The organism is Acidimicrobiia bacterium (assembly GCA_040881685.1).
Taxonomy (GTDB): Bacteria; Actinomycetota; Acidimicrobiia; order IMCC26256; family PALSA-555; genus SHVJ01.
Genome location: JBBECS010000053.1, coordinates 171007 through 195161, shown reverse-complemented (window position 1 = coordinate 195161; position 24155 = coordinate 171007). Strand labels below are relative to the sequence as shown.

The 24155-nt window shown below is 69.4% G+C and carries 27 protein-coding genes and 1 riboswitch; of the genes, 15 read left to right on the top strand and 12 right to left on the bottom strand.

The genetic code is table 11. The features are described 5' to 3' along the window. The coding region (locus WEE69_14675; GenBank protein ID MEX1146543.1) for a nuclear transport factor 2 family protein at positions 1–142 on the bottom strand (142 nt) is incomplete at its 3' end. Positions 143–172: 30 nt separating this feature from the next. Here WEE69_14675 and WEE69_14670 point away from each other — a divergent pair. Further along, on the top strand, positions 173–313 hold the full coding sequence (locus tag WEE69_14670; GenBank protein MEX1146542.1) for a hypothetical protein: 141 nt from the start codon (positions 173–175) through the stop codon (positions 311–313). Positions 314–321: 8 nt separating this feature from the next. Here the strand turns inward: WEE69_14670 and WEE69_14665 are convergent, their stop codons facing one another. Further along, positions 322–2388 (bottom strand): AarF/UbiB family protein, encoded by a 2067-nt coding sequence (locus WEE69_14665; GenBank protein MEX1146541.1) that lies wholly within the window; start codon positions 2386–2388, stop codon positions 322–324. Between the two features lie 64 nt (positions 2389–2452). Between WEE69_14665 and WEE69_14660 the strand changes: the two genes are divergently transcribed. Together WEE69_14660 and WEE69_14655 are read left to right on the top strand one after the other, a co-directional pair. Next, a complete protein-coding gene (locus WEE69_14660) occupies positions 2453–3322 on the top strand; it encodes a xanthine dehydrogenase family protein subunit M (protein ID MEX1146540.1) in 870 nt (289 codons plus the stop codon). Then, positions 3315–3797 carry a (2Fe-2S)-binding protein gene (locus WEE69_14655; GenBank protein MEX1146539.1) on the top strand — a complete coding sequence of 161 codons (483 nt, stop codon included), beginning with the start codon at positions 3315–3317 and terminating at the stop codon, positions 3795–3797. The genes WEE69_14660 and WEE69_14655 overlap by 8 nt, the downstream gene beginning before the upstream one ends. Here WEE69_14655 and WEE69_14650 read toward each other — a convergent pair. After that, on the bottom strand, positions 3794–4480 hold the full coding sequence (locus WEE69_14650) for an alpha/beta fold hydrolase (GenBank protein MEX1146538.1): 687 nt from the start codon (positions 4478–4480) through the stop codon (positions 3794–3796). The two genes, WEE69_14655 and WEE69_14650, sit on opposite strands and share 4 nt — an antisense overlap. A 160-nt stretch (positions 4481–4640) precedes the next feature. Between WEE69_14650 and WEE69_14645 the strand changes: the two genes are divergently transcribed. After that, positions 4641–5804, top strand: coding sequence for a hypothetical protein (locus WEE69_14645; protein ID MEX1146537.1), 1164 nt, complete (start codon positions 4641–4643; stop codon positions 5802–5804). 18 nt (positions 5805–5822) lie between these two features. Here the strand turns inward: WEE69_14645 and WEE69_14640 are convergent, their stop codons facing one another. Genes WEE69_14640 through WEE69_14620 form a run of 5 tightly spaced genes read right to left on the bottom strand, consistent with a single transcriptional unit; the run spans position 5823 to position 10904 of the window. Next, the gene (locus WEE69_14640; GenBank protein ID MEX1146536.1) at positions 5823–6971 is read right to left on the bottom strand and encodes a (Fe-S)-binding protein; all 1149 of its coding nucleotides are present in this window, start codon (positions 6969–6971) and stop codon (positions 5823–5825) included. Then, positions 6968–8176 (bottom strand): alpha-hydroxy acid oxidase, encoded by a 1209-nt coding sequence (locus WEE69_14635; GenBank protein MEX1146535.1) that lies wholly within the window; start codon positions 8174–8176, stop codon positions 6968–6970. Before WEE69_14635 ends, WEE69_14640 begins: the two co-directional genes overlap by 4 nt. A 22-nt stretch (positions 8177–8198) precedes the next feature. Next, complete coding sequence (locus tag WEE69_14630) at positions 8199–8576, bottom strand: hypothetical protein (GenBank protein ID MEX1146534.1); 378 nt, start codon at positions 8574–8576, stop codon at positions 8199–8201. 49 nt (positions 8577–8625) lie between these two features. Beyond that, a complete protein-coding gene (locus WEE69_14625; protein ID MEX1146533.1) occupies positions 8626–9822 on the bottom strand; it encodes an HRDC domain-containing protein in 1197 nt (398 codons plus the stop codon). Then, positions 9771–10904: a Glu/Leu/Phe/Val dehydrogenase dimerization domain-containing protein gene (locus tag WEE69_14620; protein ID MEX1146532.1), complete on the bottom strand. Its 1134-nt coding sequence runs from the start codon at positions 10902–10904 to the stop codon at positions 9771–9773. The genes WEE69_14625 and WEE69_14620 overlap by 52 nt, the downstream gene beginning before the upstream one ends. Positions 10905–10937: 33 nt before the next feature. Between WEE69_14620 and WEE69_14615 the strand changes: the two genes are divergently transcribed. Beyond that, positions 10938–12074, top strand: coding sequence for a hypothetical protein (locus WEE69_14615; protein MEX1146531.1), 1137 nt, complete (start codon positions 10938–10940; stop codon positions 12072–12074). Positions 12075–12114: 40 nt separating this feature from the next. On the opposite strand, the gene WEE69_14610 is transcribed toward WEE69_14615, so the two are convergent. Then, complete coding sequence (locus WEE69_14610; GenBank protein MEX1146530.1) at positions 12115–12681, bottom strand: TIGR03086 family metal-binding protein; 567 nt, start codon at positions 12679–12681, stop codon at positions 12115–12117. 10 nt (positions 12682–12691) lie between these two features. Continuing rightward, positions 12692–13255, bottom strand: coding sequence for a histidine phosphatase family protein (locus tag WEE69_14605; protein ID MEX1146529.1), 564 nt, complete (start codon positions 13253–13255; stop codon positions 12692–12694). Positions 13256–13314: 59 nt separating this feature from the next. Then, positions 13315–13444, top strand: a riboswitch (TPP riboswitch). On the opposite strand from WEE69_14605, the gene WEE69_14600 reads away from it, so the two are divergent. The 7 genes from WEE69_14600 (at position 13436) to ribB (ending at position 20247) form a co-directional block, all read left to right on the top strand. Then, complete coding sequence (locus tag WEE69_14600; GenBank protein MEX1146528.1) at positions 13436–14110, top strand: thiamine diphosphokinase; 675 nt, start codon at positions 13436–13438, stop codon at positions 14108–14110. Its footprint overlaps the riboswitch before it by 9 nt. Further along, complete coding sequence (locus WEE69_14595) at positions 14107–15150, top strand: thiamine ABC transporter substrate-binding protein (GenBank protein ID MEX1146527.1); 1044 nt, start codon at positions 14107–14109, stop codon at positions 15148–15150. Before WEE69_14600 ends, WEE69_14595 begins: the two co-directional genes overlap by 4 nt. Before the next feature lie 35 nt (positions 15151–15185). Further along, positions 15186–16727, top strand: coding sequence for an iron ABC transporter permease (locus WEE69_14590; GenBank protein MEX1146526.1), 1542 nt, complete (start codon positions 15186–15188; stop codon positions 16725–16727). Beyond that, entirely contained in the window at positions 16727–17680 is a 954-nt protein-coding gene (locus WEE69_14585) for an ABC transporter ATP-binding protein (protein MEX1146525.1), read from the top strand. Before WEE69_14590 ends, WEE69_14585 begins: the two co-directional genes overlap by 1 nt. Positions 17681–17772: 92 nt before the next feature. Further along, positions 17773–18474 carry a response regulator transcription factor gene (locus tag WEE69_14580; protein MEX1146524.1) on the top strand — a complete coding sequence of 234 codons (702 nt, stop codon included), beginning with the start codon at positions 17773–17775 and terminating at the stop codon, positions 18472–18474. Beyond that, entirely contained in the window at positions 18471–19547 is a 1077-nt protein-coding gene (locus WEE69_14575; protein MEX1146523.1) for an ATP-binding protein, read from the top strand. The genes WEE69_14580 and WEE69_14575 overlap by 4 nt, the downstream gene beginning before the upstream one ends. Positions 19548–19584: 37 nt before the next feature. After that, on the top strand, positions 19585–20247 hold the full coding sequence (gene ribB, locus WEE69_14570) for a 3,4-dihydroxy-2-butanone-4-phosphate synthase (protein MEX1146522.1): 663 nt from the start codon (positions 19585–19587) through the stop codon (positions 20245–20247). On the opposite strand, the gene WEE69_14565 is transcribed toward ribB, so the two are convergent. Together WEE69_14565 and WEE69_14560 are read right to left on the bottom strand one after the other, a co-directional pair. Next, positions 20244–20498, bottom strand: a complete 255-nt coding sequence (locus WEE69_14565) for a hypothetical protein (protein MEX1146521.1) — start codon at positions 20496–20498, stop codon at positions 20244–20246. The two genes, ribB and WEE69_14565, sit on opposite strands and share 4 nt — an antisense overlap. Before the next feature lie 113 nt (positions 20499–20611). Continuing rightward, positions 20612–21250, bottom strand: a complete 639-nt coding sequence (locus tag WEE69_14560; protein ID MEX1146520.1) for a lysoplasmalogenase — start codon at positions 21248–21250, stop codon at positions 20612–20614. A gap of 108 nt (positions 21251–21358) precedes the next feature. Between WEE69_14560 and WEE69_14555 the strand changes: the two genes are divergently transcribed. The 3 genes from WEE69_14555 to WEE69_14545 are packed head-to-tail and all read left to right on the top strand — an operon-like array spanning position 21359 to position 24113. Beyond that, positions 21359–22744 (top strand): sigma-70 family RNA polymerase sigma factor, encoded by a 1386-nt coding sequence (locus WEE69_14555; GenBank protein MEX1146519.1) that lies wholly within the window; start codon positions 21359–21361, stop codon positions 22742–22744. A 4-nt stretch (positions 22745–22748) separates the two neighbouring features. Then, the gene (locus WEE69_14550; GenBank protein MEX1146518.1) at positions 22749–23525 is read left to right on the top strand and encodes a YhjD/YihY/BrkB family envelope integrity protein; all 777 of its coding nucleotides are present in this window, start codon (positions 22749–22751) and stop codon (positions 23523–23525) included. Between the two features lie 57 nt (positions 23526–23582). Beyond that, positions 23583–24113, top strand: a complete 531-nt coding sequence (locus tag WEE69_14545) for a VOC family protein (GenBank protein ID MEX1146517.1) — start codon at positions 23583–23585, stop codon at positions 24111–24113. The last annotated feature ends 42 nt before the right edge of the window (positions 24114–24155 follow it).

Below are 24155 nucleotides of genomic sequence, written 5' to 3'. Positions count from 1 at the left end.
GGTCGGGATCCCCCTCGTAGATCGCGAGCACGCCGTCCTCACAGAAGAGCGCGGCAACCGCCTCGGGCTCGCGACGGTCGACGCCGTGCGCGTACGCCTCGACGAGCTGACGCAGCGCAGCGCGATCGGCCGGCTCGTCCACCTGCTGATCGTAGGGTTCTAGTCTGACGCCGTGGGCAATCGCTTCCGCCGCGTGGCGCGACCCGTCGATCGCGTGATCATGGGGGTCGTGATGGGCGTGATCGTGTTCGCGATCGAGCGTCTCGTCGTGCGCAGCACGCGCCGCAGCACCAAGCGCGAGAGCGCTGCGTAACCGGCGCGTCAGCGACCGGGCCGTGCGAGGTCCACGACCAGCCCGAGGGTCAGCAGCCCCGCCACGGCGCCGAACGCGATCGGCACCCACGAACCGACGCTGCCCGAGTCGGCCGTCATGGCCGTTGCGATGAACGATCCGGCGGCCACGATCGCCAACGAGACCCGACGCGTCGCGCGTCGCACGCCGACCTCGATCCCTTCGATGCCGCGGAAGTGCACCTGGAGCTTGGGACCGGGGCGCGCGCCGGTGAGGCGCTCGAACGACTCGATGAGGCGACCCACGCGAACCTTGATCTTCTGGGACTCGTAGAGCACGGTCTGCGGGTCGGCCACGTTGCGCAGCCGGTCGAATGCCGACTTGGCCATGAAGCTGCCCGCGACCGAGAACGGGTCGAGGTCGGGATCGAGCTCGGCGGTCGCGAGCTGCACCTGCGCGAGCGCCTTGCCGGTGAGCACGAGCGGCGCCGGCAGCGACACGCCGTGGCGAATGGAGATGGTCGTGATGTCCTGGAGCATCGGTCCGAGCTGGATCTCGCGCAACGGGAGATGTCGGTATCGCGTGACGAGCGAGCCGATCTCCTCGCGATAGTCGGTGAGGTCGAGGTTGGGTCGCTCCTCCTCACCGGAGATCATCAGCGTGACGTCGGCCAGGAACTCGACGTCTTCGCGCCAGAACGCGAGGAGCATCAGCATGAGCCCGTCGCGAAGCTGCGGCCCGACCTCGCCGACCATCCCGAAGTCGAGGAAGTAGATCTTCCCGTCCCACCACTTGAGGTTGCCGGGGTGCGGGTCGGCGTGGAAGAAGCCTTCGGTGAGGATCTGGCGGTAGTACGACTCGAGGAGCTGACGCGCCGCTTCCTTGCGCGCTGGACCCTCGGGCGCGCTCCCCATCGGCCCGCCCTGCACCTCTTGCATCACGAGCAGGCGGTCGGTGGAGAGGTCCGTGTAGACCTCGGGTACGGCCAGGCGCGGATAGCGCTCGAGGAGCGCGTCCATCCTCAGGATGTTCGCCGCCTCGAGCCGGAAGTCGAGCTCGCGTTGGAGTGACTCGGAGAGGTGCTCGACGACCGCGGCCGGATCAACGATCTGGCGCAGCGCTGGCCGCGATCCGCTCTTGCGCGCGAACACCTCGAGGAGTCCGAGGTCGCGAGTGATCTCTTCACGCGCCGTCGGCCGTTGCACCTTCACGACGACTCGCTCACCGTTGGCAAGGGTCGCCCGGTGGACTTGGGCGATCGTCCCGCAGGCGAGCGGCTCGGGTTCGATCGTGTCGAAGACGTCCTCCCACGGCACGCCGAGCTCCTGCTCCATCACCTCGACCACTTCGTTCTCGCTGAGTGGCGGGACCTGGTCGCGCAGCGTCGCGAGCTCGTCGATCACCTCGGCCGGAACGAGGTCGGGCCGCGTCGACAGGATCTGCCCGAGCTTGCAGAACGTGGGGCCGAGCTCTTCGAGCGCGCTCCGGAGCCGGCGCGCGCTCGCGCGGACGTCAGGGTCGTCGTGATGCCCGATGCGCGACCACAGCTCCTTGAACCCGTGCTTGGTCGCGACCTTTGCGATCGTGGCTGCGCGTGCGGTGAGCAGCGGCTCCTCGTCCTCGTCGGGCGGCGGAGGCAGGTCGATCACGGGTGGCGGCGCGCCACCGCGCATGACGGCTCCCGACGTGTTCACGACGATCACCGTGCAGCGCGCGAGGTGGGTGATGCGGTTGGGCACGTTGGCGAGCAGGAACTTCTTGCGCCCCGCCATCCCCGCGTTTCCCACGACGACGAGGTCCGCGTGCTCCTCGTCGGCGACGCGCAGGATCGCGACGGCGGGATCGTCGCCCACGACCACTCGGGCCTTGCCCCTGGGTCCGGCGAGGTCGCTGACCTCCCGCGCGAGCACGCCCGCGGCGAGATCGACGCGGGGCTTGACCTCGGGGAGTCCCTCCGTGCCCGGATCCGGCTCGGCCGGGAGCACTTGCACGAGCACGAGGTCGGCTGCGTACCTGGCCGCCAGGTCGGCCGCCCATTGAACCGCGCGCGCAGCCGTCTCCGATCGGTCGGTCGCTACGACGACCCGCTGCACCACGCGTTCCCCATCCTTTGGTCGACTCCGTGCCGGCCGCAACGCTATGCGGCTACCGTCCCACTCCGTGAAGCCGGCGCCGTTCGAGTACCACGCGCCCGAGACCACTGCCGACGCGGTCGGGCTGCTCGGCGAGCATGGCGACGAGGCCAAGCCCCTCGCCGGCGGACAGAGCCTCGTTCCGATGCTCGCCCTTCGGCTCACGCGGTTCGGTCATCTCGTCGATCTCAACCGGGTGGCGGAGCTCACGGGTGTCGAGCGCCGCAACGGCACGGTAGTGGTGCGCGCGATGACCCGTCAGGCCGACCTCGAAGGATCGGAAGCTGCTGGGGCCATCCCGCTGCTCACGAAGGCGACGCCGCTCATCGGGCACTTCCAGATCCGCAACCGCGGCACTGTGGGTGGGTCGATCGCGCACGCCGATCCCGCCGCCGAGCTGCCTGCCGTCGCGCTCGCGCTCGACGCTCAGCTCGAGATTGCTTCGTCGTCGGGCACTCGCCTCGAACCCGCGTCTGAGTTCTTCGTCGGGACGTGGACGACGACCGTCGACGACGGCGAGCTCCTCACCGGCGTGCACTTCCCCGTGTGGTCAGGACGTTCCGGTTTTGCAGTGGACGAAGTCTCCAGACGCCTCGGCGACTTCGCGCTCGTCGGCGTGACGTGCGGCGTCGAGCTCGACGACGCCGGTCGAGTCGCCCGCGCCGCCATCGCTTTGCTCGGAATGGGCAGCACACCGCTGCGCGCATCGGCCGCGGAGGCCGCCCTGGCTGGCACCACGCCGAGCGCCGCAGACCTCGGCGAGATCGCCCAGCTCGCAGTCGCCGACCTCGATCCGCCCGAGGACATCCACGCGTCCTCTCAATACCGCCGCAGCGTTGGTGCGCACGTCGTCGCCCGCGCCCTCGGCGCGGCATTGGAGGACGCCGACCGTGCATGAGCTCCCGGTCACCTTGACCGTCAACGGCGAACGACACCGCGGCACGGTCGAGCCCCGCAAGACGTTGGCTGACTTCCTCCGTGAGGACTGCGCGCTCACCGGCACCCACCTCGGTTGCGAACACGGGGTCTGCGGCGCGTGCACGGTGATCGTCGACGGCGTCGCGGTGCGCTCCTGTCTGATGTTCGCGGTACAGGCCGAGGGCGCAGAGGTGACGACCATCGAAGGCCTTTCCGCCCACGACGGAACGCTGTCTGCAGTGCAGGATGCGTTCCGCGAGGAGCACGGTCTCCAGTGCGGGTTCTGCACGCCCGGCTTCGTCGTGTCGGTGCACGCGTTCCTCGCCGATCACCCGGTCCCCACGCGCAACGAGATCGTCGAGGCACTGTCGGGCAACCTCTGCCGCTGCACCGGCTACCAGGGCATCATCCGCGCGGTCGAGCGCGCTGCCAAGACGATGAGCGGCGCGGGCTAGCGGGTCGTCGCAAGACCCAGCAGGCGATCCGCGACGGCCTCGGGATCGACAGCCATGTGGAGATGGCCTCCGGCGAGCAGGTCGACGGTCCAGCCGCGCGACGCAGCCTCTCGGGCTTCCACTTCGTACGCGGAGCTGAGCTGCAGGTAGTCGACTCGACCCACCCAAGCTTCGGGGGTGGGCACGGGCTCGTCGAAGAAGGCGAGCGGGAGCATTGGCAGCTCCCTCTCGACGAGCTGTCGTCGGTCAAGGTCCGGGACGAGTGCCTCCATCGCGCCGGGACCCCACCACTCTGACCACTTCGGGACCACTCCTTCTTGCGCAAGAGACGCGAGGAAGTCGCGGAAGTCCGCTTCCAGCGCGGTCGACGCTCCCGGCGGAGCCGGCATTCGGGCGTCGACGAAGACGTAGCGGGCGGGCGGCACCTTCAGCGCTCCGCCGATCGCGGGGAGCAATGGCCCTGCGCCGCTGTGCGCGACGAGCACGACGTCGTCGCGATTAGGGACCGCGTCTACTACCGCGTCTACGCAACCGCGCCATCGCGGCGTCGCGAACGTTGTGACGTCGCCGAGCGCGGGGATGACGACGTCGGCGCCGCGCTTCGTCAGCTCCTGTCCGGTCCACTTCCACACGGTTGGCCCGACAAGCGGGCTGTGCACGAGCACGAAGCAGGGCGACCGCACGACTCCATCATGTCGGATCGCGCAACATCGAACCGTCAACCCTCGGATATGTAACGCGCTGATCAAGGTTCGATACCGGTTCTCAAAGTTTCTCGAAGAGTTTCAAGATTTCTGCTTGACACCCCGCTTGACTGTCACACCCCCCTGGCATGCTGCACGCATGACGTTCGAGGAGATCGCCGCCGCGCTGCGAGAACGACTCGCGACGCTCGAACCCAACTGCTACTCGGGTGCCGACGCGGCGCGACACGCCGAAGTCGCCGCGGAGATCCGCAACCTCGGCGAGACCGCCACCGTGCTGCTGGCCAAGCGTGCCGCTGACACTGGCGGATGGACCCGCACTTCACACGCGGTCAGCGCCGAGCAGTGGCTGGCCAACATCGCCGGCTCGTCGGAGTACGCAGCCCGCGAGACCTTGATGACTGCGGATCGGTTGTCGGGGCTACCGGCCACCACCCAGAAGCTGCGCGCCGGGGAGCTGTCGTTGGCGCAAGCCCACCAGGTGACCGCGGCCGCGGCAGTGGATCCCGGCGCCGAGGATCGAATGCTGCGCGCCACCACGCGCGGGTTCCGGGAGTTGCGCGCCACCAAGGAGCGCATGGTCGCTGCGGCCAGTGAAGAGGACCGGCTGAGGCGCATGGCCAAAGACGAGCGGCACCTCGTCGGTTGGACCCGGGGTCTAGCGACGCATGGCAGCTTCTCAGGCCCCACCGAGGACGTCGCCGATCTCTTCGCAACCCTCGAGCCGCTGGCGAAGGCGGCCTTCGAGGCTGCCCGCAAGGCTGGTGATCATCAACCGCTCGCCGCCTACCGGTTCGACGCGCTGGTCGCGCTGGCCCGCGGTACTGCCACGGGCGGCGCCAAGCGCCCCGAACCGGTGGTGCGGGTCCGCGTCGGTCTCGACAAGCTCCTCGGGAAGCCCGCCACCGGCGTCGAATACGTCTGCGAGATCCCCGGTGTCGGCCCAGTCCCGGTCGCGCACGCCCGCGAGGTCCTGAGCCACGGCTTGCTCGAACTCGTGATCACCGACGGCGTCGATGTGCAGACCGTCGTCTCGACCACACGCCACGTGCCAAAGGCCCTGAAGATCGCCATCGACGAGCGCGACGGCGGCGTCTGCAAGGTCCGGGACTGCGACCACACCCGCGCCACCGAACGCCACCACACCCTCGGCTTCGCCAACAACAAGACCACCAGCTACCAGGTCCTCGGCGACGTCTGCCCCGACCACCACGACCTCATCACCCACCGCGGCTACGAGGTCATCGACAACCACGACGGCACGTGGTCACTCCGCGCCCCACCCCATAGCAGCGCGGCGTAACACGCCGCTCCGGGAATGTCAGCGCAACGCTTCGTCGATGATTTCGAACGGATGCCGCAGGTCTACGCCCGCGGCTGCCAAGTGGAACGTGCACCCCGGGTTGGCGCTCGCCACGACACGAGCCCCCGTCCTTGCGATCGAGTCGAGCTTGCGCTTCCGGATGTCAGCCGCCATGTCGGGATGCAACGCCGCGTACGCGCCGCCGGCTCCGCAGCACAGACCCTCGTCATCGAGCTCTCGCACCTCGGCAAATGGAGCGAGCACGGTACGCACCGCGAGATGCGCCTTCTGCACGTGGCGGAGGTGACAAGCATCGTGGAGCGCGACCGGCTCGGCGAAAGGCACCGTCGGCACCGGGAGCTGTTCGATTCGAGCCGCGAGCCACTCGTGCACATCGAATACCCGCGCCGCGAACGCCGCCGCGGCGGGTGTCCCGACGAGATGCCCGTAGTCCTTCAGCGCGGCGCCGCACCCCGCCGAATCGACGAGGACCGGCGCATCACCAGGGAACGCGGTCATCACCCGCTCGGCGAGCGCACGCGCCGGCTCGGCGAGCCCCGCGTGCACGTGGAGCGCGCCACAGCACCCAGCCCGGCGAGCGTCGGGCAACCGGACGCCCACACCGGCCGCGCCGAGCACCCGCACGACCGCCGCGTGCACGTCTCGTTGCCACGCGTCCATCACGCACCCCGTGAACAACCAAACGTCGGTCCCGGTCGCGCGCAGACGTGTCGAACGCAACGGGAGCCGCGGCAACCCCAGGCGCCTCGGAACAAGGTGGGCGCGCTGGAGCACCGCACCGAGACGCGAGAAAAGCACGAGCAGGCGATGGTGGCGCAAGACTCGGTACGCGAGCCGCTGCCACCGCGGTACGTACCGCGTCTGACTGACGAGTGTGGTGCGCGAGCCTTCCATGAGACGGCCGAATGGGACCGAGGAGGGGCACACCGCTTCACACGCACGGCATTGCACGCACAGGTCCATGTACTCGGTGAACTCACCTCGGAGCTCGGCCGCACCCGACTGCACGGCTCGCATTGCCGCGATCCGGCCGCGTGGCGAGGCCGACTCGTCACCAGTGACGCGATACGTCGGGCAGTGAGGCAAGCACAGGCCACATGCCACGCACGCGACGAGCGCTTCTTCGTCGACCGCGAGCATCGTCATCGCCTCTCGAGCGGCGCCACCATCGAAGGCTCGAGCTCGCTCACGGTCCGGGCGCCAACAAGCTGCATCGAGCGTCGCAGCTCACCGGTCAAGAGCTCGATCGCGCGGTCGACGCCGCGCTCGCCGGCAACCCCGAGGCCGTACAGATAGGCCCGACCAACGAGACATGCGCGCGCGCCGAGCGCGAGCGCGGTGAGGATGTCCCGCCCGCGGCGTATGCCCGAGTCGAAGAGCACGTCGAGGCGATCCCCGACGGCTTCGACGACGGCGGGGAGCGCGGCGATGGCGGCCGGGCTCCGGTCGAGCTGGCGGCCGCCATGGTTGGACACCACGACCCCCGTGACGCCGGCGTCGGCCGCTCGCCGTGCGTCGTCGGCGTCGACGATGCCCTTCAACACGAACGGGCCGTCCCACGCATCGTGGATCCAGTCGAGGTCGTTCCAGGTGACGGACGGATCGAACTGCTCGGCGAGCAGCGCCATCACGCCCGACGGGTCCGCAGCCCGATCACTCACGCACTCGAAGCTCACTGCGTCACGCATCAGGAAGTTCCACCACCAATGAGGGTGGCGCGCACCCTCGAAAAAGGTCCGCACCCCAAGACTCGGCGGGATGGTGAGCCCGTTGCGCAGGTCCCGCTCGCGCGCGCCGGGAACGGGCACGTCCACGGTGAGCACAAGCGCGCGGTAGCCGGCTGCCTTCGCCCGCTCGATGAGCTCCTTCGCGAGCCCGCGGTCGCGCCACACGTACAGCTGGAACCACAGCGATCCCGACGACTCCGCGGCGACCCGCTCGATCGACCGGGTGCCCATCGTCGAAAGCGTGTACGGGATGCCGGCGCGTTGCGCCGACCGGGCCACGGCCAGCTCACCCTCGTGATGGGTCATGCGCGTGAAACCGGTGGGTGCCAGCGCTAACGGGAGCGGCGAGGGTTCGCCGAGGATCGTCGTGCTGAGATCGACCGCATCCACGTCGCGCAGGACGCGAGGCGTGAGGACGAGGTCGTCGAAGGCTTCGGTGTTCCGGTGCAGCGTGATCTCGTCCTCGGCACCACCTTCGACGTAGTCGAACACCGGTCGCGGCAGGCGGCGTCGGGCGGCGCGGCGGAGATCTTCGATGTTCTGGCACCGCGCGAGGCGGCGCGTGCTCGGGCGCAGGATCGGGCGCCGAGGCCGGAGAAGCGAGGCGATCTCGGTCGGCTTCATGCCGGGTCCGCCGATCGGGATGTCACGGTGTCGGCGCGGGCGCCCCGGGAGTAGCGGCTACGGACAGCACCGGGACCGTCGTCGTCGTCGTGGTGCTCGCGATGGCGGGCGCTACGACGGGAGCCGCGGCCGTACCGGCAGCGCCGGCCGTCGTGCTCGTCACGTCGGGCAGCGCCACCTCCGCACGGGTCGACTTCGCGGTGCGGGCAACGGGCGCGGGTGCCGGCGCGGTGGCGGCTCCGACCGCCAGCCACGCCGCAGTCATGATCACCACGAAGACCCCGGCTCCGTATGTCATCCACCCCACGAGCGCGGTGGCGCGCCGGGCGCGCGACCGAGCGATGCGGCGCTCTCGACGCGTCAAGTGCGTGGCCGGTAGCACCGGCTCCTGGTCCGCCACGTCCGTCATCCTTGCCCGCCCCACCCCCGCAAGGCGACCCCGCCCCTGCTCAGGACCCAGATTCCAGTCGAACCCGGCGGCCCCCGTCCACGAGGCGCAGCACGGCGCCGCCGGCCACGAGCTGGCGGATCTGATTCCCCACCATCTCGGCCCGCCAGCCGTCGTCGAGCCGGTTGGGGCGGCCGTTCACGAGCGCCCGCACATCGTCACGGGTCCCCAGCAGGCGGGCCTCGATCCCCTCCCGAGCCGCCTCCTGTGCGGTCCACGCCACGAGGAGCCCAACCGCGGCGTCGAGGGCTGCGTCGTCGTCGTGGCGCGGTGGGAGGCGCAGCTCACTCCGAGGCATCGCCCGCCCTGCTTCCACCGCCTCGACCACCGCCGTGGCGACGGCCTTGGGGAGCGATTCGGCGCCGCGGAGGTGGCCGAGCTCGCGGGCGGTTCGCGGGGGCCGCGCGGCCAGGCCCGCCAGCACGAGCTCCGAGAGGACGAAGCGCGCCGGCCGATCGAGCTCTTGCGCACGACGCTCGCGCCATGCCGCAACAGCCTGCGCGACGGCCGCGTGCTCGCCACGGAACGACCGGGAGCCCTTGATGCGCCACCACGCGGTGTCGGGGTCTTGGTCGCGGGTGGGAAGCGTGCGCAGCAACTCGGTCTCGGCCGCGGCCCATTCCTCGCGACCCGCCGATGCGAGTCGACCACGCAACGCCGCGGTGAGCGGCAGCAGGTGGAGCACGTCGCTCGCGGCGTACGCCTGTGCGCTGCCCGAGAGCGGACGGCGCGCCCAATCCGTGAGCTGCTCCTTCTTGTCGAGGCGAATACCGAGCACGGACGACACGAGCACCGACAGCGACGGCAGACCCAGCCCGACGAAGCCGGCGGCGAGCTGGGTGTCGAACAGCACGGTGGGACGTGCACCACACGCGCGCTCGAGGATCGGAAGATCGGCTGCACCCGCGTGCGTGACCATCGTCGCTGGGCCCTCGAGGATCTCGCGCAGCGGTTGAACGTCGCACGCGAGCGCGTCGACGAGAGCAACGCCGCCGGGCCACGAGACCTGCGCGAGACACAGGCGCGGCCAGTATGACTTCTCGGCGACGAACTCCGTGTCGAGGCCGTACTCCGGTTGCGAACGCAGAGCTTCGACGAGCTCGCGCATGCCCGCGTCGTCGTCAACCCAGCGCGGCGCAGCCGTGTTCAACGGTCCGCCACCGGTCGGAGGCGCCGCAGCGGTTCGCCACCCGTCCACGCCGTCGGGTCCCCAGGGTTCCAACGTCGCCCGGAGCCCTCGCGTGCGATGCGTTCGTTCGCCATGTCGGCTGCGATACGTCCTGGCCCGCGACCTTCCGCCCGTGCGCGCTCGAACACTGCGGTCATCGTGTCCTCGATGCGGGCCGTGCGCTCGAGAGCACGCTCGAGTGAGTACCCGGTGAACTCCTCGGCGATGTTGATGATCCCTCCGGCGTTTGCGGCGAAGTCGGGCGCGTACAGGATGCCGCGCTCGACCAGCAGGTCGTCGATCCCGTCGTCAGCGAGCTGATTGTTCGCAGCGCCGCACACAGCACGGCATTGGAGCAGCGGAACCGTGTCTGCGTCGAGGACCCCACCGAGCGCGCACGGAGCGAGCACGTCGCACGGAGCCTCGAGGATCGCGTCGGGCTCAACGACCTCTACGTTGTGCTCGGCCGCCACCTCGCGCGCTCGATCACGGTTCACGTCGGTCACGACCACTTCTGCCGCTGCCTCCACGAGGTCGGTGACGAGGTGACGGCCGACGTGGCCGACCCCTTGGACCGCGACCCGATAGCCCTCGATCGACGGTCCGTCGTCGAGCGCACGGGCGACCGCCCGCATCGCCGCCATCACGCCGACGGCCGTGATCGGTGACGGATCACCAGAGCCTCCGGCCGCGACGTCCACGCCGGTGACCCAGGGCGTCTCGAGCGCGAGCGCCTCCATGTCTCCGGGTGTCGCGCCCACGTCCTCGGCCGCCAGGTACCGCCCGCCGAGCTCGTCGATCGCCCGCCCCAACGCGCGCAGCATCGATGCTGAGTGCGGCGCGTCGGGCGCCGCGAGCAGCACGACGGCTTTCCCGCCTCCCTGGTGGAGGCCCGAGATCGACGCCTTGAGCGTCATCGCCTCGGAGAGGCGCAGCACGTCGAGCACGGCATCGCGTTCCTGCTCGTAGTGCCAGAACCGCACACCGCCGAGCGAAGGTCCCAACGCCGTCGAGTGGATCGCGATGATCGCGCGGAGCCCTGAGCCGGCATCGGCGACGAAGACGACCTGCTCGTGACCGTGGGAGATCATCTGCTCGGTCACGATCGTCACGGGTGTTGACGCTACGCGAGTGACAATGGGCCGATGCAACGGGTCCTTGTCGTCACTGCAATGACGGCATTGGTTGCCGTTCCCGCGTGCGGGAGCGGTGACGGAAGCGACCCGAACACCAAGGCGAAGCCGTCGACGACCGCGCCGGTCGCCACCACGACGACGGCTCCCCCACGAACAGATGTCTACGCCTACACACGCGCCGGGATGCTCGCGGCCTCGATACGCGACGTACCGGCGCGGGTGTACGTGCCGAATGGTCATTCGAGCACCGTCACGGTGATCGATCCCGCGACGTTCCAAGTCGTCAACTCGTTTCCCGTCGATGCGTTGCCGCAGCACGTCGTGCCGTCCTACGACCTGCAAACCCTCTACGTCAACAACAACAACGGCAACACGCTCACGCCGATCGACCCGCGGACCAGCCTTCCTGGTCCGGCGATCCCCGTCGACGATCCGTACAACCTGTACTTCACCCCCGGCGGCAAGTACGCCGCAGTGATGGCAGAGCGCAACAGCCAAATCGACTTCCGCGACCCGGTCACGTGGGAGCTCGTGAAGTCGGTCGAGATACCGCACCGCGGCATCAACCACGCCGACTTCACCGCTGACGGCTCAACGATGATCGCAAGCTGCGAGTTCTCGGGGTGGGTGGTGCGGATCGACCTCGCGACACTCGCCTACACCGGCGAGGTCGAGGTCGGTGGGGAGCCGATCGACGTCCGGCTCTCGCCCGACGGATCGAAGGTCTACGTGGCGAACCACGTGAAGGGCGGCGGCGGCGTCTCGGTCGTGGACCCGCTGACCATGACTGAGCTGGCCTTCGTGCCCACGGCTGCGGGTGCGCACGGCCTCTCTCCAAGTCGCGATGCGACAGCGCTCTACGTGACCAACCGCGCCGCGGGATCGGTGAGCGTGATCGACTTCGCGACCGATGCCGTCGTGAGCACGTGGGTCATCCCCGGTGGTGGAAGCCCCGACATGGGTGGCGTGTCATCCGACGGCACGCAGTTCTGGGTGAGCGCGCGCTACCACGACGTGGTGTATGTGTTCGACACCGCCGACGGTCATCTGCTCGCGACGATCCCGGTCGGCCATGGGCCGCACGGCCTCGCGTACTTTCCCCAGCCCGGGCGCTACAGCCTCGGACACACGGGGAACTACCGGTAGCGCCGCCTCCATTGGTCGCCGTCGCAGGCTCCGGCTCCGCCTACTGCTTCGGCGGGCTCCACCCGGGGTCTCGCCCGAACTGACCGAGCATTCGATCCTGGACCGGGGCATCGTCGGGCACGGCCACCGGAGGCCCGAACATCTTCGACGCCGCGAGCTGCTCGGCGTTCTTCTGACCCATCTCGAGGGCAGCCGCCGACAGGTCCGGATCGAGCTCGACGTCGAGACCGGCGGCGCGGCCGAGATCCCACGAGTGCATGAGCACGTCGCCGGTGAGCGCAGGCAGGAGCGATCGCGGTGTGGTGGTGCCCATCGGGCCGTCCACTTCCTGGTCGAGCGCGGCGACGCTGCTCAACGCCTCACTGAGCGCGGCATCGGTCGCCTTCCAGCGCGCCACGGCGTCCTCACGCGGTCGATCGGCCTTCACGCCGAGCGGCTTCAGCAGCAGCATCTCGTGGAACCCGATCACGTGTTCCACCACGCCGCGCGCATCCCACTCGGGACACGGCGACGGCGCATCCCATCGCGACGCGTCGACCGATTCGACGACGCTCGTGAATCCTTGACGAGCCTTCTGGTGGTCCTTGATGAGCTTGTCAGCAGCCATGCGCGAATTCTTACCCGTTCAGCTGCGCCAGAACACGCTGCTCCCGCTCGTAGCCCAAGATGCTCAGCGTCCCGGTGCGGAGTGCGAACAGCCGGCCATCGGTCGAGGGGAGCTCGAGCCAGCGAGCCATGAGCACACGAAGGAAATGGCCGTGGCTGAACACCGCGACCCTCCCGTCGATCGTCGCCGTCCGCTCCAGCACCGCGTCCGCACGGGCACCCACTTCTGCGGCCGTCTCACCGTCGGGGCACGAGCCCGTCCAGACCGTCCAACCCAGAACGGTCTCGCGGATCTCCCGGGTCGTGACACCTTCGTACGCGCCGTAGTCCCACTCTCTGAGGAGATCGTCCACCTCGGCGCGCTCACCCACACCACAGATCGCCGCGGTATCCCGGGCGCGGCGCATGGGGCTCGTGAGCACGAGTTCGAAGTCGAGATCACGCAGGCGCTCGCGGAGGTGCTCGGCTTCCTGGCGCCCGGCTTCGGTCAGCGCGAGGTCCGTGCGGCTCGTGTGGCGTCCGCTTTCACTCCACTCCGTTGCGCCGTGGCGCACCACGATGATCTCGTTCGACATGCCCTTCCTCACGTCGGTTCCGGTACCATCGTCACACGCCGCGCTGATCGCGTCGCGGTTGACATCCCACGGGGAGCTCGGGACAGCCGGGCTGAGAGGGCGACCACGTCGTGCGAACGCACGACAGCGGCGCCGACCCCTCGAACCTGCTCCGGGTAATGCCGGCGAAGGGAGGGAACCATGAGCCAGCCTGCATCGGGCCCAGCCACCGACGCGCTCGTGTTCGCAGGCGGCGATCCCCCACCTGAGGCAGTCGCGTCGTTGCTGGCGGACGGCGCGTTCGTGATCGCGGCTGATTCGGGACTCCACCACGCGCGGGCGCTCGGGCGCCACGTCGACCTCGTCGTGGGCGACCTCGACTCTGTCGACCCGGTCGCGCTCGCCGACGCGGAAGCCGCCGGCACCGACGTGGAGCGCCATCCGGCCCAGAAGGACGCCAGCGACCTGGAGCTCGCTCTCGAGGCGGCACAGGCAAGGGGAGCCCGACGCATCACGGTGGTCGGCGGTCATGGCGGCCGCGTCGACCACTTCCTGGCCAACGCGCTGCTCCTCGCGTCGTCGCGCTTCGCGGATTCCGAGATCGACGCGTGGATCGGATCCGCGCTGATCACGGTCATCCGATCGCGCACCGAGCTGCACGGCACGGCGGGATCCCTGTGCACGCTGCTCGCGGTCGGGGGCGTGGCACGCGGCGTGACGACGAGTGGACTGCTCTATCCGCTCGACGATGACGAGCTCCTCCCGGGATCCACCCGTGGGGTGAGCAACGAGCTGACGGAGTCGACCGCGTCGGTTGCGATCCGTGCCGGCGCACTGCTCGCCGTCCAGCCGCATGCTTTGGAGGACCTGACGTGATCACTCGGCGCTTGCCCTCGATCGTCGCGATCGTGGCCTTGGTGATCGGCGGACTTGCCACCTCGACCGGCGCGAGTGAGACCGTGACGATCACGCTCGTGACGCACGACTCGTTCAACGTCTCAAAAGCCGTGCTGCGAGCGTTCACGCGCTCGACCGATATCAAGGTGCGCATCCTGCGGGCCGGCGATGCGGGTCAGGCACTCAACCAGGCGATCCTCACGAAGGACCATCCAATCGGCGACGTGCTCTACGGCGTCGACAACACCTTCCTGTCGCGCGCACTCGACAACGGGATCTTCGAGCCGTACACGGCACGTCAACTCGATCTCGTCCCATCGGGCTACGTGCTCGATCGTCGCCATCGCGTCACCCCGATCGACCGTGCCGACGTCTGCGTGAACTACGACAAAGAGTGGTTCGCCGACCACGGCTTGGCCCCGCCGACGAGCTTCAAGCACCTGACCAGCGATGCATACAAGAGCCTCACGGTGGTCGAGAACCCGGCGACGTCGTCTCCCGGCCTCGCCTTCATGCTCGCGACGAGGGCGAACTTCATCGGCGAGAGCTGGCGCAACTACTGGACGTCGTTGCGCGCCAACGATGTTCTGGTCGTCGACGGCTGGGAGCAAGCGTGGTACGAGCACTTCACCGCCGCGAGCGACAGCGGAGACCGCCCAGTCGTCGTGTCGTACGCATCCAGCCCACCGGCGACCATTCCCGAGGACGGCGGACCCGCGCGCGCCGGCAGCGTCGCGTCGACGTGCTTCCAGCAGATCGAGTTCGCCGGCGTGTTGAAGGGAACCGAGCGCCGCGGTGCGGCTCGACAGCTCGTCGACTTCATGCTGTCGAAGCGCTTCCAGGAGGACATGCCGGAGCAGATGTACGTGTTCCCGGTGCGCGGCGACGCTGCGCTCCCGCCGGCGTTCGTGGAGTACGCAGGGCTCCCCGAACGGCCAGCACTCTCGATCCCGCCGGAGGACATCGAACGGAACCGCGACACGTGGATTCGGCAGTGGACCGAAATCGTGCTCCGTTGAGGCGAGGAGCGGCATGGGCGGTTCCGATCGCCTTCATGGGCGTCTTCTTCGTGTACCCCGTTGTCACGATCCTCGGGCGCGGGCTGTGGCCAGACGGAGGCCTCGATTTCTCTCCGGTGGGCCACGTGTTCAGCGACTCCGGCATGCGCCACATCATGTGGTTCACCGTCTGGCAGGCCGCGGCATCGACGGCGCTCACGCTGGTGGTCGCGCTCCCCGCGGCCTTCGTGGTGGCGCGCTACCGGTTCCGAGGGCGCGCGCTGGTGCGCGGCCTCATGATCGTGCCGTTCGTGCTGCCGACGGTGGTGGTCGCCTCTGCGTTCCGAGCGTTGGGTTTCGAGCCGTCCATCGCGGCGATCCTGCTCGCGCACGCGTTCTTCAACTACGCGGTCGTCGTCTATGTCGTGGGCGGGCTCTGGTCGCATCTCGACCCGCGGCAAGAGGACGCCGCGCGGGTCCTGGGTGCGACCCGACTTCGCGCCCTCGTTTCGGTCACGCTCCCCGCGTTGCGGCCGGCAATCCTGGCGGCAACCTCGATCGTGTTCCTGTTCTCGTTCACGTCGTTCGGGATCATCCTGATCCTCGGCGGACCGTCGCGAGCCACACTCGAGACCGAGATCTACCGCCAAACCACACAAGTGCTCGATCTGCGCACCGCGGCGGCACTGTCGATCGTGCAGCTCATCGCCGTCGTCGCATTGCTGGTCATGACCGGATCGCTGGGCCGACGGACGGTGCCGCTGTCCCTCGTGTCCGCGCCCGAATCTGTGCGTCTCCCACGCGCGGCCGGCGAGCGAGCACTGCTGACCGGAGTGCTCACCACGACGGGGCTCCTGCTCGGTACACCCATTGCGGTGCTCGTGGCGCGGTCGTTCGACACTGCCGACGGATTCGGCTTCGGCTTCTACCGAGCGCTCGGCGAGCTGCACGCGAACAGCGTGCTCTTCGTGCCGCCGGCGGAGGCGATCGGCAACTCAGTGCTGTACGCGCTCGGTGCAACCGCGATCGCGTTGCTCGTCGGCGGCACTGCCGCGTTCGCCATCGCGCGCTCCCGACGTGGCGCGGCGCTGAATCTCGTGTTGGCGCTGCCGCTCGGAGTGTCGGCGGTCACCGTGGGCTTCGGCTTCCTCATCGCCCTCGACGAGCAGCCGCTCGATCTGCGCGGCTCATGGGTCCTCGTGCCGATCGCCCACGCGCTGGTGGCCGTCGCAGTGGTGGTGTACGTCGCGGTGCCGGTACTCCGTTCGATCGAGCCACGACTGCGCGAGGCAGCCGCGGTGCTCGGCGCGTCACCGCGCGCCGTCTGGCGGGAGGTGGACCTGCCGATCGCGGCCCGCGGGCTTCTTGTCGCCGCAGGGTTCGCCTTCGCGATCTCGCTCGGGGAGTTCGGCGCGACGGCCTTCATCGCGCGCCCGGACCGCCCGACGCTTCCGGTCGTCGTGTTCAGGCTTCTCGGCCAGCCCGGCGCGCAGAACTTCGGTGCGGCCATGGCCGCCAGCACGATCCTGATGCTCCTGACGCTCGTCTCCGTGCTCGCAATCGAGCGATTCCGCACCCGCGAGCTTGGGGCGTTCTGATGCTCGAGATCCGCGGTCTCACGGTGCGGTACGGCACCACGGTCGCCGTCGACGGGCTCGACCTCACCGTCGGCGACCACGAGGTCGTGTGCGTGCTCGGTCCCAGCGGGAGTGGGAAGTCCACCCTGTTGCGGGCGATCGCGGGCTTGGAGCGCCCCGATGCCGGCGTCATCGCGCGAGACGGAGTGGACCTCGCAGACGCCCCGCCCCACCGACGTGGCCTCGGCCTGATGTTCCAAGATCACGCGCTCTTCCCGCACCGCGACGTCCTGCGCAACGTTGCGTTCGGATTGCGCATGCGAGACGTCCCCCGTGACCAAGCAACCGCTCGGGCTGGAGAAGTGCTCGCACTCGTCGGACTCGAAGGCTTCGAGCACCGAAGCATCCGAGATCTCTCGGGTGGCGAGCAGCAGCGCGTCGCCTTGGCTCGGGCGCTCGCACCGGAACCGAGTCTCTTGATGCTCGACGAACCCCTCGGCGCGTTGGACGCTGCGCTGCGCGACGACCTGGCTGGTGAGCTGCGGGAGCTGTTCGATCGTCTCGGCCTCGCGGTGCTGCTCGTGACCCACGACCAGGACGAGGCCTTCGCGCTCGGCGACCGGGTTGCGATCATGTACGCCGGGCGAATCGACCAGATCGGGACGCCGGTCGAGGTGTGGCGGAACCCCGCGTCAGGGTTCGTCGCCGACTTCCTCGGTTGGAACGTCACGCGCGCACCCGACGGAGCCCGCATTGCGATCCGCCCGGATGCGTTGCGGGTCTCGTCCGACGGTGAGCTCTCGGGCATCGTGGTCGCGCGCACGTTCCGCCGCGATCACTTCCGCGTCGAGGTGCAGCTCGATGACGGCGACGACAGGCTCGCGCTGACGATCCGCGACGACGCACCACCTTCCCCTGGCGACGCTGTGCGCCTCGCGGTCGATCCGGACGGTGTGGTGAGTCTCGGAACCTGAGACAACTCTTCTATCCTGCACACAATCCGCACATCTTCGGCAGGACTCCCCCACATCGGCTCCGTACGATGGGCCTCGTGCTTGCGACGCTGATGCCGGCGACCCCCACGCCCACGCAGACACGAACCATCCTCGTCATCGAGGACGAAGCCACGATCGCCGAAGCCGTCGCGGCACGCTTGCGCAGCGAGGGCTACGCGGTCGAAGTCGTCGGCGACGGGCCCGGCGGCGTCGAAGCCTGCGCCCGGCTGCGTCCCGATCTGGTCGTGCTCGACCTCATGCTCCCCGGCCTCGACGGGCTGGAGGTCTGCAAGCAGATCCAGCGTGAGCGTCCCGTCCCCGTTCTCATGCTCACGGCGCGCGACTCCGAGACCGATCTCGTCGTAGGTCTCGCCGTCGGCGCCGATGACTACATCACCAAGCCGTTCAGCGCACGAGAGCTGACGGCTCGCGTGCATGCGCTCTTGCGCCGGGTCGACCGCGCGCCTGATCGGGCTGATGCCTCGACCCTCCAGCTTCGGAACGTCGAGCTCGACCTGGAGACGCGCAAGGTGACGCGCGACAGCGACGACATCCATCTCACACCCACGGAGTTCGACCTGCTCGCGTTCTTCGCGAAGCGGCCGGGGCGCGTGCTCACACGCGACCAGCTCCTCGGCGAGGTCTGGGGTTACCGCGACGGATGCGGTGCTCGCACGGTCGATTCCCATGTGCGTGCCCTGCGGCGCAAGCTCGGGTCCGAGATCGTCCGCACGGTGCACGGGGTTGGATACGCCGCGGGAGACGCCGAATGAACCGCCGCCTCCCGCTCGACGTAGAGCAGTTGCGCAAGATCGACATGCGTCACCCACTCGACCTGCTCCCGTCCATCAAGCTCAAACTCGGGTTCGTGATCGCCGCAGCGGTCGCGGTGACCGTCTTCGTGTTCTGGATCGGCGTCACGATCGGGCTGTGGCCGTCCATCAGCGGCGTGCTTGCAGCCCTGGTCGCGATGGCCTTCGTGTGGTTCCTCTCCCGAGGCATGACCCGGCCGTTGCGGGAGATGGCGGCCGCGGCCGACGCGATGGCCCGCGGCGACTACTCACGCCGGGTGACGACCACCTCGCACGACGAGGTCGGGACGCTCGCCAAGGCCTTCAACGAGATGGTGGCCGAACTCGCCGAGACGGATCATGTGCGACGCGATCTCGTGGCGAACGTGTCACATGAGCTCCGCACCCCGATCACCGCGCTGCAGGTGGCGCTCGAGAACCTCGTCGACGGCGTGGCTACGGCCGAGCCCGAGACGTTCCGCACGATGCTCGCCCAGGTGGAGCGCCTCGGCCGCCTCGTACAGCAGCTCCTCGATCTGTCGCGCCTCGAAGCCGGTGTCGTGCCACTCGCGCGCGAGGAGTTTCGCGTCGAGCCCCTGCTCGAGCACGCGGTCCGCGAACAGCAGCTCAACGAGCCGAAGGTCGACGTCGCAGTGTCGGTCGAGCCCAACGACCTCACGGCCGACGGCGATCCCGAGCGCGTGCATCAGGTCGTGGCGAACCTGCTCGAAAACGCGGTGCGCTTCACGCCAAGTGGCGGTGTGGTGGAGGTGCGGGCCCACCGCAGCGACCACGGCGTCACGATCGAGGTGTTGGACGAGGGCCCGGGCATCCCCGACACCGAGCGCACGCGGGTGTTCGAGCGCTTCTACCGGGCCGATGCGGCGCGGTCATCCATGAACGGCGGCGCGGGGCTCGGTCTCGCGATCGCCCGCTGGATCGTCGACCTGCACGGCGGCGACATCCACCCCGAACGGCGCGAGCCGCATGGCTGCCGCATGGTCGTCAACTTGCCAAGAAAGGCGGCGCGCGCAGCGCGCTCGCGGGAACGATGAACGACCCGAAGGGCTGCGTCCGGTATCCGGGCGTCGAGTGAATGTAACCAAGAAGAAGGACAACCACATGCAGTTCGCCAACATCGATGAGGCACTGAAGCGGATCCGACGCGGCGAGATGATCCTCGTCGTCGACGACGAGGATCGCGAGAACGAGGGCGATCTCCAGATGGCGGCGAGCTGGGTGACGGCGGACGCGCTGAACTTCATGCTTCGTTGGGCACGCGGGTTGATCTGCATGCCGGCGGCACCCGAGGTGATCGACGCACTGGGTCTCGCGCCGATGGTGGCACCCGAGCACGCGGGATGCGACACGCCGTTCACCGTGCCGATCGACCACATCGAGACCGGCAGCGGGATCAGCGCCGCCGACCGAGCGCTCACGATCCGCCGCGTCGTCGATCGCGATACCCAGCGCAGCGAGTTCAAGTGCCCCGGTCACGTGTTCCCCCTGCGCGCCGCACCGGGCGGCACGCTCGAGCGCCGCGGGCACACCGAGGCCGCCGTCGACCTCGCCCTGCTCGCGGGATTGCCACCGGTCGCGGTCACGTGCGAGGTGCTGGACGACGACGGTGACGCGGCGAGCGGTGAGTACCTGTTCGCGTTCGCGGAGCGTCACCGCATCGCGATCGTGTCGATCGACCAGATCGCCGGCCATCGGGGCTCAGCCGCCCGCGCGCCGGCGACGTTGCTCCTCTAGCCAGGGTCCTCGCCGATCTCTCGGAGCGCGGCGGCAAGCGCGACGCGCAGCCGGCGGGCCGTCGCCGGTGCAAGGTGCGCGACCAGGCCGTAGCCCGAGCGACCCACCTCCTCGAGCGTCAGCACGACGCGCAGCGCGGCGTCGCCACACGTTTCGCAGTCGTCGGAGACCGCGACCGCCCACGACGCCGGCGGCCGGTCGCCCTGGTTCGCCGGGTGATCGTCGGTGGCGTCGTCGATCGAACGTCGCATCAAGCGACTCCTTCGTTGCGCAGGTCAGCATCCCGCTCTCGGCGGCTACGCCGCCGGGCCGCTTGGGCCCCGGCTCACTGTGGCGCAGGGTACCTGCGCCACGGGCGTTTGCCTCAGGGCAGGAGCGAGAGCACCAACGCCACTTGGGCGAGGTGGTAGGTGACGATGATCACGAGCGGGCCCCAGCGGCGCGGGCCCACGAAGCGCGTCTCGGCGATCAGCGCATCAGATACGAAGAACAGTGTGGCCCCCGCGATCGCCAATGCGTTGCCAGCTGCGATCGCGCTGGCGACCATCGCACCGATGGCAGCGATGTACAGGATCACCGGACCGAGCAGCTCTCCTCGCCCGGCGCGCTCGAGGGCTCGGACGTATCTGGTCGCGAGCAGCACGATCGGGACCGCGACAGCCGCGATGCCGATCGCGTAGTCCCCCGCGCCAGCTCCGATGATCGCGAAGCCCACGATGTAGGCGACATGCGCGAGTAGGAACGAACCCAGGCCGATGACGAAGCGATCGCTCGGCATCATGAGCGCCACATCGCCGGCCAGCGACAGCACGAGCGCCACCACGAAGGCGAGGCGCTGGTCGGAGGAGCCCGGATCGAGCGTGGCAGCCACCGCCACGAGGGCCGCCGTCGCCAAGGGCTTGCACACGTACTCGAGCGGCTGGTGAACCCGGAGCACGGCGAGCCAGTCCGCGACGGCCGCGAGCACCGCCACACCGAGGAGCACGTAGGCCGTGGTCGTCATACGGCCGAGTTTTCCGCAAGATCACGGCCCCCGCGTGCCTCTCATCAGCATGCGATCCACGGACCGCCCTGGTCAGTCGCGGCCGGAGGCCCCCGGTAACCTCCGCCAATGCCCGCTTCCGGCGTGCAAGGCGACGCCGAGCTGGTCACGGCCACCCGGTCCGGCGACCAGGCTGCGTTCGCGGCGATCTACGACCGCTACGCCGACCGCCTCCACGACTTCTGCCATTCGGTGCTGCGCGACCGGCACGAGGCGGCCGACGCGATGCAGGACACGTTCGTGCTCGCCGCGCAGCGCCTCGGGCAGCTCCGCGATCCCGAGAAGCTGCGCCCGTGGCTGTTCGCAATCGCGCGTCACGAATCTTTGCGGCGCGCGAAGGCCCGCGGTCGGGCAACACCGACCGAGGACGCCGGCGTGGACGTCGCCATCGACGAGTCGAGCCCGGAAGACGTCGTGAGCGGGAGAGACGCGGGCGCCATCGTGTGGGACGCGGCTGCAGGACTCTCGGAGCGCGACCGTGTGCTGCTCGACCTGCACCTGCGCCAGGGGCTCGACGGCCAAGAGCTCGCCGACGCGATCGGCACGACCGCGGACCACGCGTACGTCTTGATGAGCCGGCTGCGCGACCAGGTGGAGCGATCCTTGGGAGCGTTGCTGGTGGCGCGGCTGGGCCGCGACGACTGCGAGGTGCTCCAAGAGGTGCTCAAGGACTGGGACGGCACGTACTCCCCGCTGTGGCGGAAGCGAGTAGCGCGCCACGTCGACGACTGCGAGACGTGCTCGGAAGGTCGCAAGAAGTTCCTCAGCCCGTTGGCGTTCCTCGCCGCCGTGCCGCTCGTCCCCGCTCCGCTCGCGCTGCGCAAGCTCACGCTCGACCGCGTGCAGAACATCGCCAACGTCCGTCCGGTTGGAGGGTGGCGCCGAGCCTCGGCGCGCCAGGGCTTCCCTCCGCCACTCTTCCCCGACCGGCGCCGGCGCCCGTTGATGGTCGCGGCCGCGGTCGGCCTCGTGGTGGTCGGCGTGGTGATCGGGGATGCGCTCGGTCGGGGCGGGGGCGGCGAACCCGAGGTGGCGTCCGAGCGGCGCGACCCGGTGACAACGACCTCTTCTGCGCCGGTCACCACGACCACACTCCCGCCGACCACGACCACGCCCGTGGTCGCACCGGCGAAGCCGCCACCGCCCGACTTCGCGGGCCCGTCCCTGGCGGTGTCACAGGCGGCCGCGTGCTTCAACAACTTCCCCGGCAGCAACAGCATCGCCGCGACGACGACTGATCCGTCTGGCATTGCGTCGGTCACGCTGAGCGCCAGCGGCCCAGCGATGACATCGCCGGCGTTCCAGGCGATGAACCCGGGGGGCGGGAGCAACTACTTCGCGTCCATCAGCTTCAACGGTCTTGGCACCTACTCCTGGACGGTGACTGCCACCGACGCAAAGGGCAATACGAGCACATCCTCGGGCTCGTTCGTCGTCCAGACGATGATGTGCTGATCTGATGCGCGGCGTCTTCGAGTGGGCGCGCGACGTGCAACGCAGGTACTCGCAGATCGGCGGGCAAGCGCTCGCCGGCGGCATCGCGCTCTACGGGTTCCTCGCTCTCTTCGCGCTCCTGGTGCTTGCGGTCGCGGTGCTCGGCTTCCTGTCGGTTGGCAACGAGCACCTCGCCCGGGACGTGACGAACGACCTCGGTCTCACGGGTGACGCAGCCCGGATCGTGGACGACGCCGTCGACGCCGCTCGCGACAGCCGGCGGCTGACAACCGTGCTGGGCGTCGTGGGCATCGTGTGGCTCGGCACGAGCTTCGCGCTCACGATCGCCGCGGCATTCAACGCGGCGTTGGGCGTCACGGCTCGCGGCGTGCGCGAGCGCGGCGTCGCTCTGCTCTGGCTGCTCGGCGCGGCGGTGCTCCTGACCGCCGCGGGCTGGGCCACCGCGCTCTGGGACCTGCTCCCCGGAGCGTTCGCGCCGCTCGTCGTCGCCGTGACGATCGGCGGGAACACGGCGGTGTGGCTCTGGACCGCGTGGATCCTCCCGAACCGCCGGGCGCGCGTGCGACAGCTGCTCGTACCGGCGCTGATCGGTGCCGTGGCACTCGAGGTGCTCAAGGTGATGGGCGCGTACGTCGTGCCGCGCTACGTCTCCAGCTCGTCGGAGCTCTACGGCGCCCTGGGGACGGTCTTCGCGCTGCTGCTCTGGCTGCTCGTGTTCGGCCGACTCGTCGTCTACGTCGCAGTCATCGAGGCCAAACGCGACTCACGCGCCTCCCGATGATCCCTTGGGCGGCGGGCTGCGAATAGGGGCGCCGACCAACGTCGAGAGGAGCTGCTCATGGCGTTCCACCACGTCGCGATCACGACACGGGACCTGGCTGCGACGCACGCCTTCTACACCGAGGTCATGGGCTTCGAGCTGGCCAAGGTGGAGGCCGCGCCCGCACCGGAAGGCGGCTGGGCACGCCACTGCTTCTACGACACCGGTGGCGGCGAGTGCCTCGCAGTGTGGGACGTGCACGACGACCCGGCGATCCCTGACGGATTCGACGCGTCGATCAGCCGCGGCCTCGGCCTGCCGTCATGGACGAACCACGTCGCGTTCGCGGCGGCCGACCTGGGCGCGCTCGACACGGCGCAGTCGCGGTGGCGAGACCACGGATACGACGTGCTTCGCATCGACCACGGCTGGTGCACCTCCATCTACATCGACGACCCGAACGGCATCGCGGCCGAGGTCTGCTGTACGACCCGAGGGTTCACGCCCGGCGATCGATCGGATGCCGACGAGCAGCTGCGCGCCTCGATGCCGCGGCTCGGCGATCCGCCGACGCCCGAGATCCTCGAGGCCACGTCGTCACGAGGGTGAGTGCCGACGGGACGACCCTCGCCCGGAGGAAGCCCCCAACTA

Bases quoted from the DNA above. Each gene is read 5' to 3' on its own strand.
- WEE69_14645 (MEX1146537.1), top strand. From the start codon at position 4,641: ATGACGTTCGAGGAGATCGCCGCCGCGCTGCGAGAACGACTCGCGACG.
- WEE69_14640 (MEX1146536.1), bottom strand. From the start codon at position 6,971: ATGACGATGCTCGCGGTCGACGAAGAAGCGCTCGTCGCGTGCGTGGCA.
- WEE69_14635 (MEX1146535.1), bottom strand. From the start codon at position 8,176: ATGAAGCCGACCGAGATCGCCTCGCTTCTCCGGCCTCGGCGCCCGATC.
- WEE69_14615 (MEX1146531.1), top strand. From the start codon at position 10,938: ATGCAACGGGTCCTTGTCGTCACTGCAATGACGGCATTGGTTGCCGTT.
- WEE69_14610 (MEX1146530.1), bottom strand. From the start codon at position 12,681: ATGGCTGCTGACAAGCTCATCAAGGACCACCAGAAGGCTCGTCAAGGA.
- WEE69_14605 (MEX1146529.1), bottom strand. From the start codon at position 13,255: ATGTCGAACGAGATCATCGTGGTGCGCCACGGCGCAACGGAGTGGAGT.
- WEE69_14600 (MEX1146528.1), top strand. From the start codon at position 13,436: ATGAGCCAGCCTGCATCGGGCCCAGCCACCGACGCGCTCGTGTTCGCA.
- WEE69_14590 (MEX1146526.1), top strand. From the start codon at position 15,186: ATGGGCGTCTTCTTCGTGTACCCCGTTGTCACGATCCTCGGGCGCGGG.
- WEE69_14585 (MEX1146525.1), top strand. From the start codon at position 16,727: ATGCTCGAGATCCGCGGTCTCACGGTGCGGTACGGCACCACGGTCGCC.
- WEE69_14580 (MEX1146524.1), top strand. From the start codon at position 17,773: ATGCCGGCGACCCCCACGCCCACGCAGACACGAACCATCCTCGTCATC.
- WEE69_14575 (MEX1146523.1), top strand. From the start codon at position 18,471: ATGAACCGCCGCCTCCCGCTCGACGTAGAGCAGTTGCGCAAGATCGAC.
- WEE69_14565 (MEX1146521.1), bottom strand. From the start codon at position 20,498: ATGCGACGTTCGATCGACGACGCCACCGACGATCACCCGGCGAACCAG.
- WEE69_14560 (MEX1146520.1), bottom strand. From the start codon at position 21,250: ATGACGACCACGGCCTACGTGCTCCTCGGTGTGGCGGTGCTCGCGGCC.
- WEE69_14555 (MEX1146519.1), top strand. From the start codon at position 21,359: ATGCCCGCTTCCGGCGTGCAAGGCGACGCCGAGCTGGTCACGGCCACC.
- WEE69_14550 (MEX1146518.1), top strand. From the start codon at position 22,749: ATGCGCGGCGTCTTCGAGTGGGCGCGCGACGTGCAACGCAGGTACTCG.
- WEE69_14545 (MEX1146517.1), top strand. From the start codon at position 23,583: ATGGCGTTCCACCACGTCGCGATCACGACACGGGACCTGGCTGCGACG.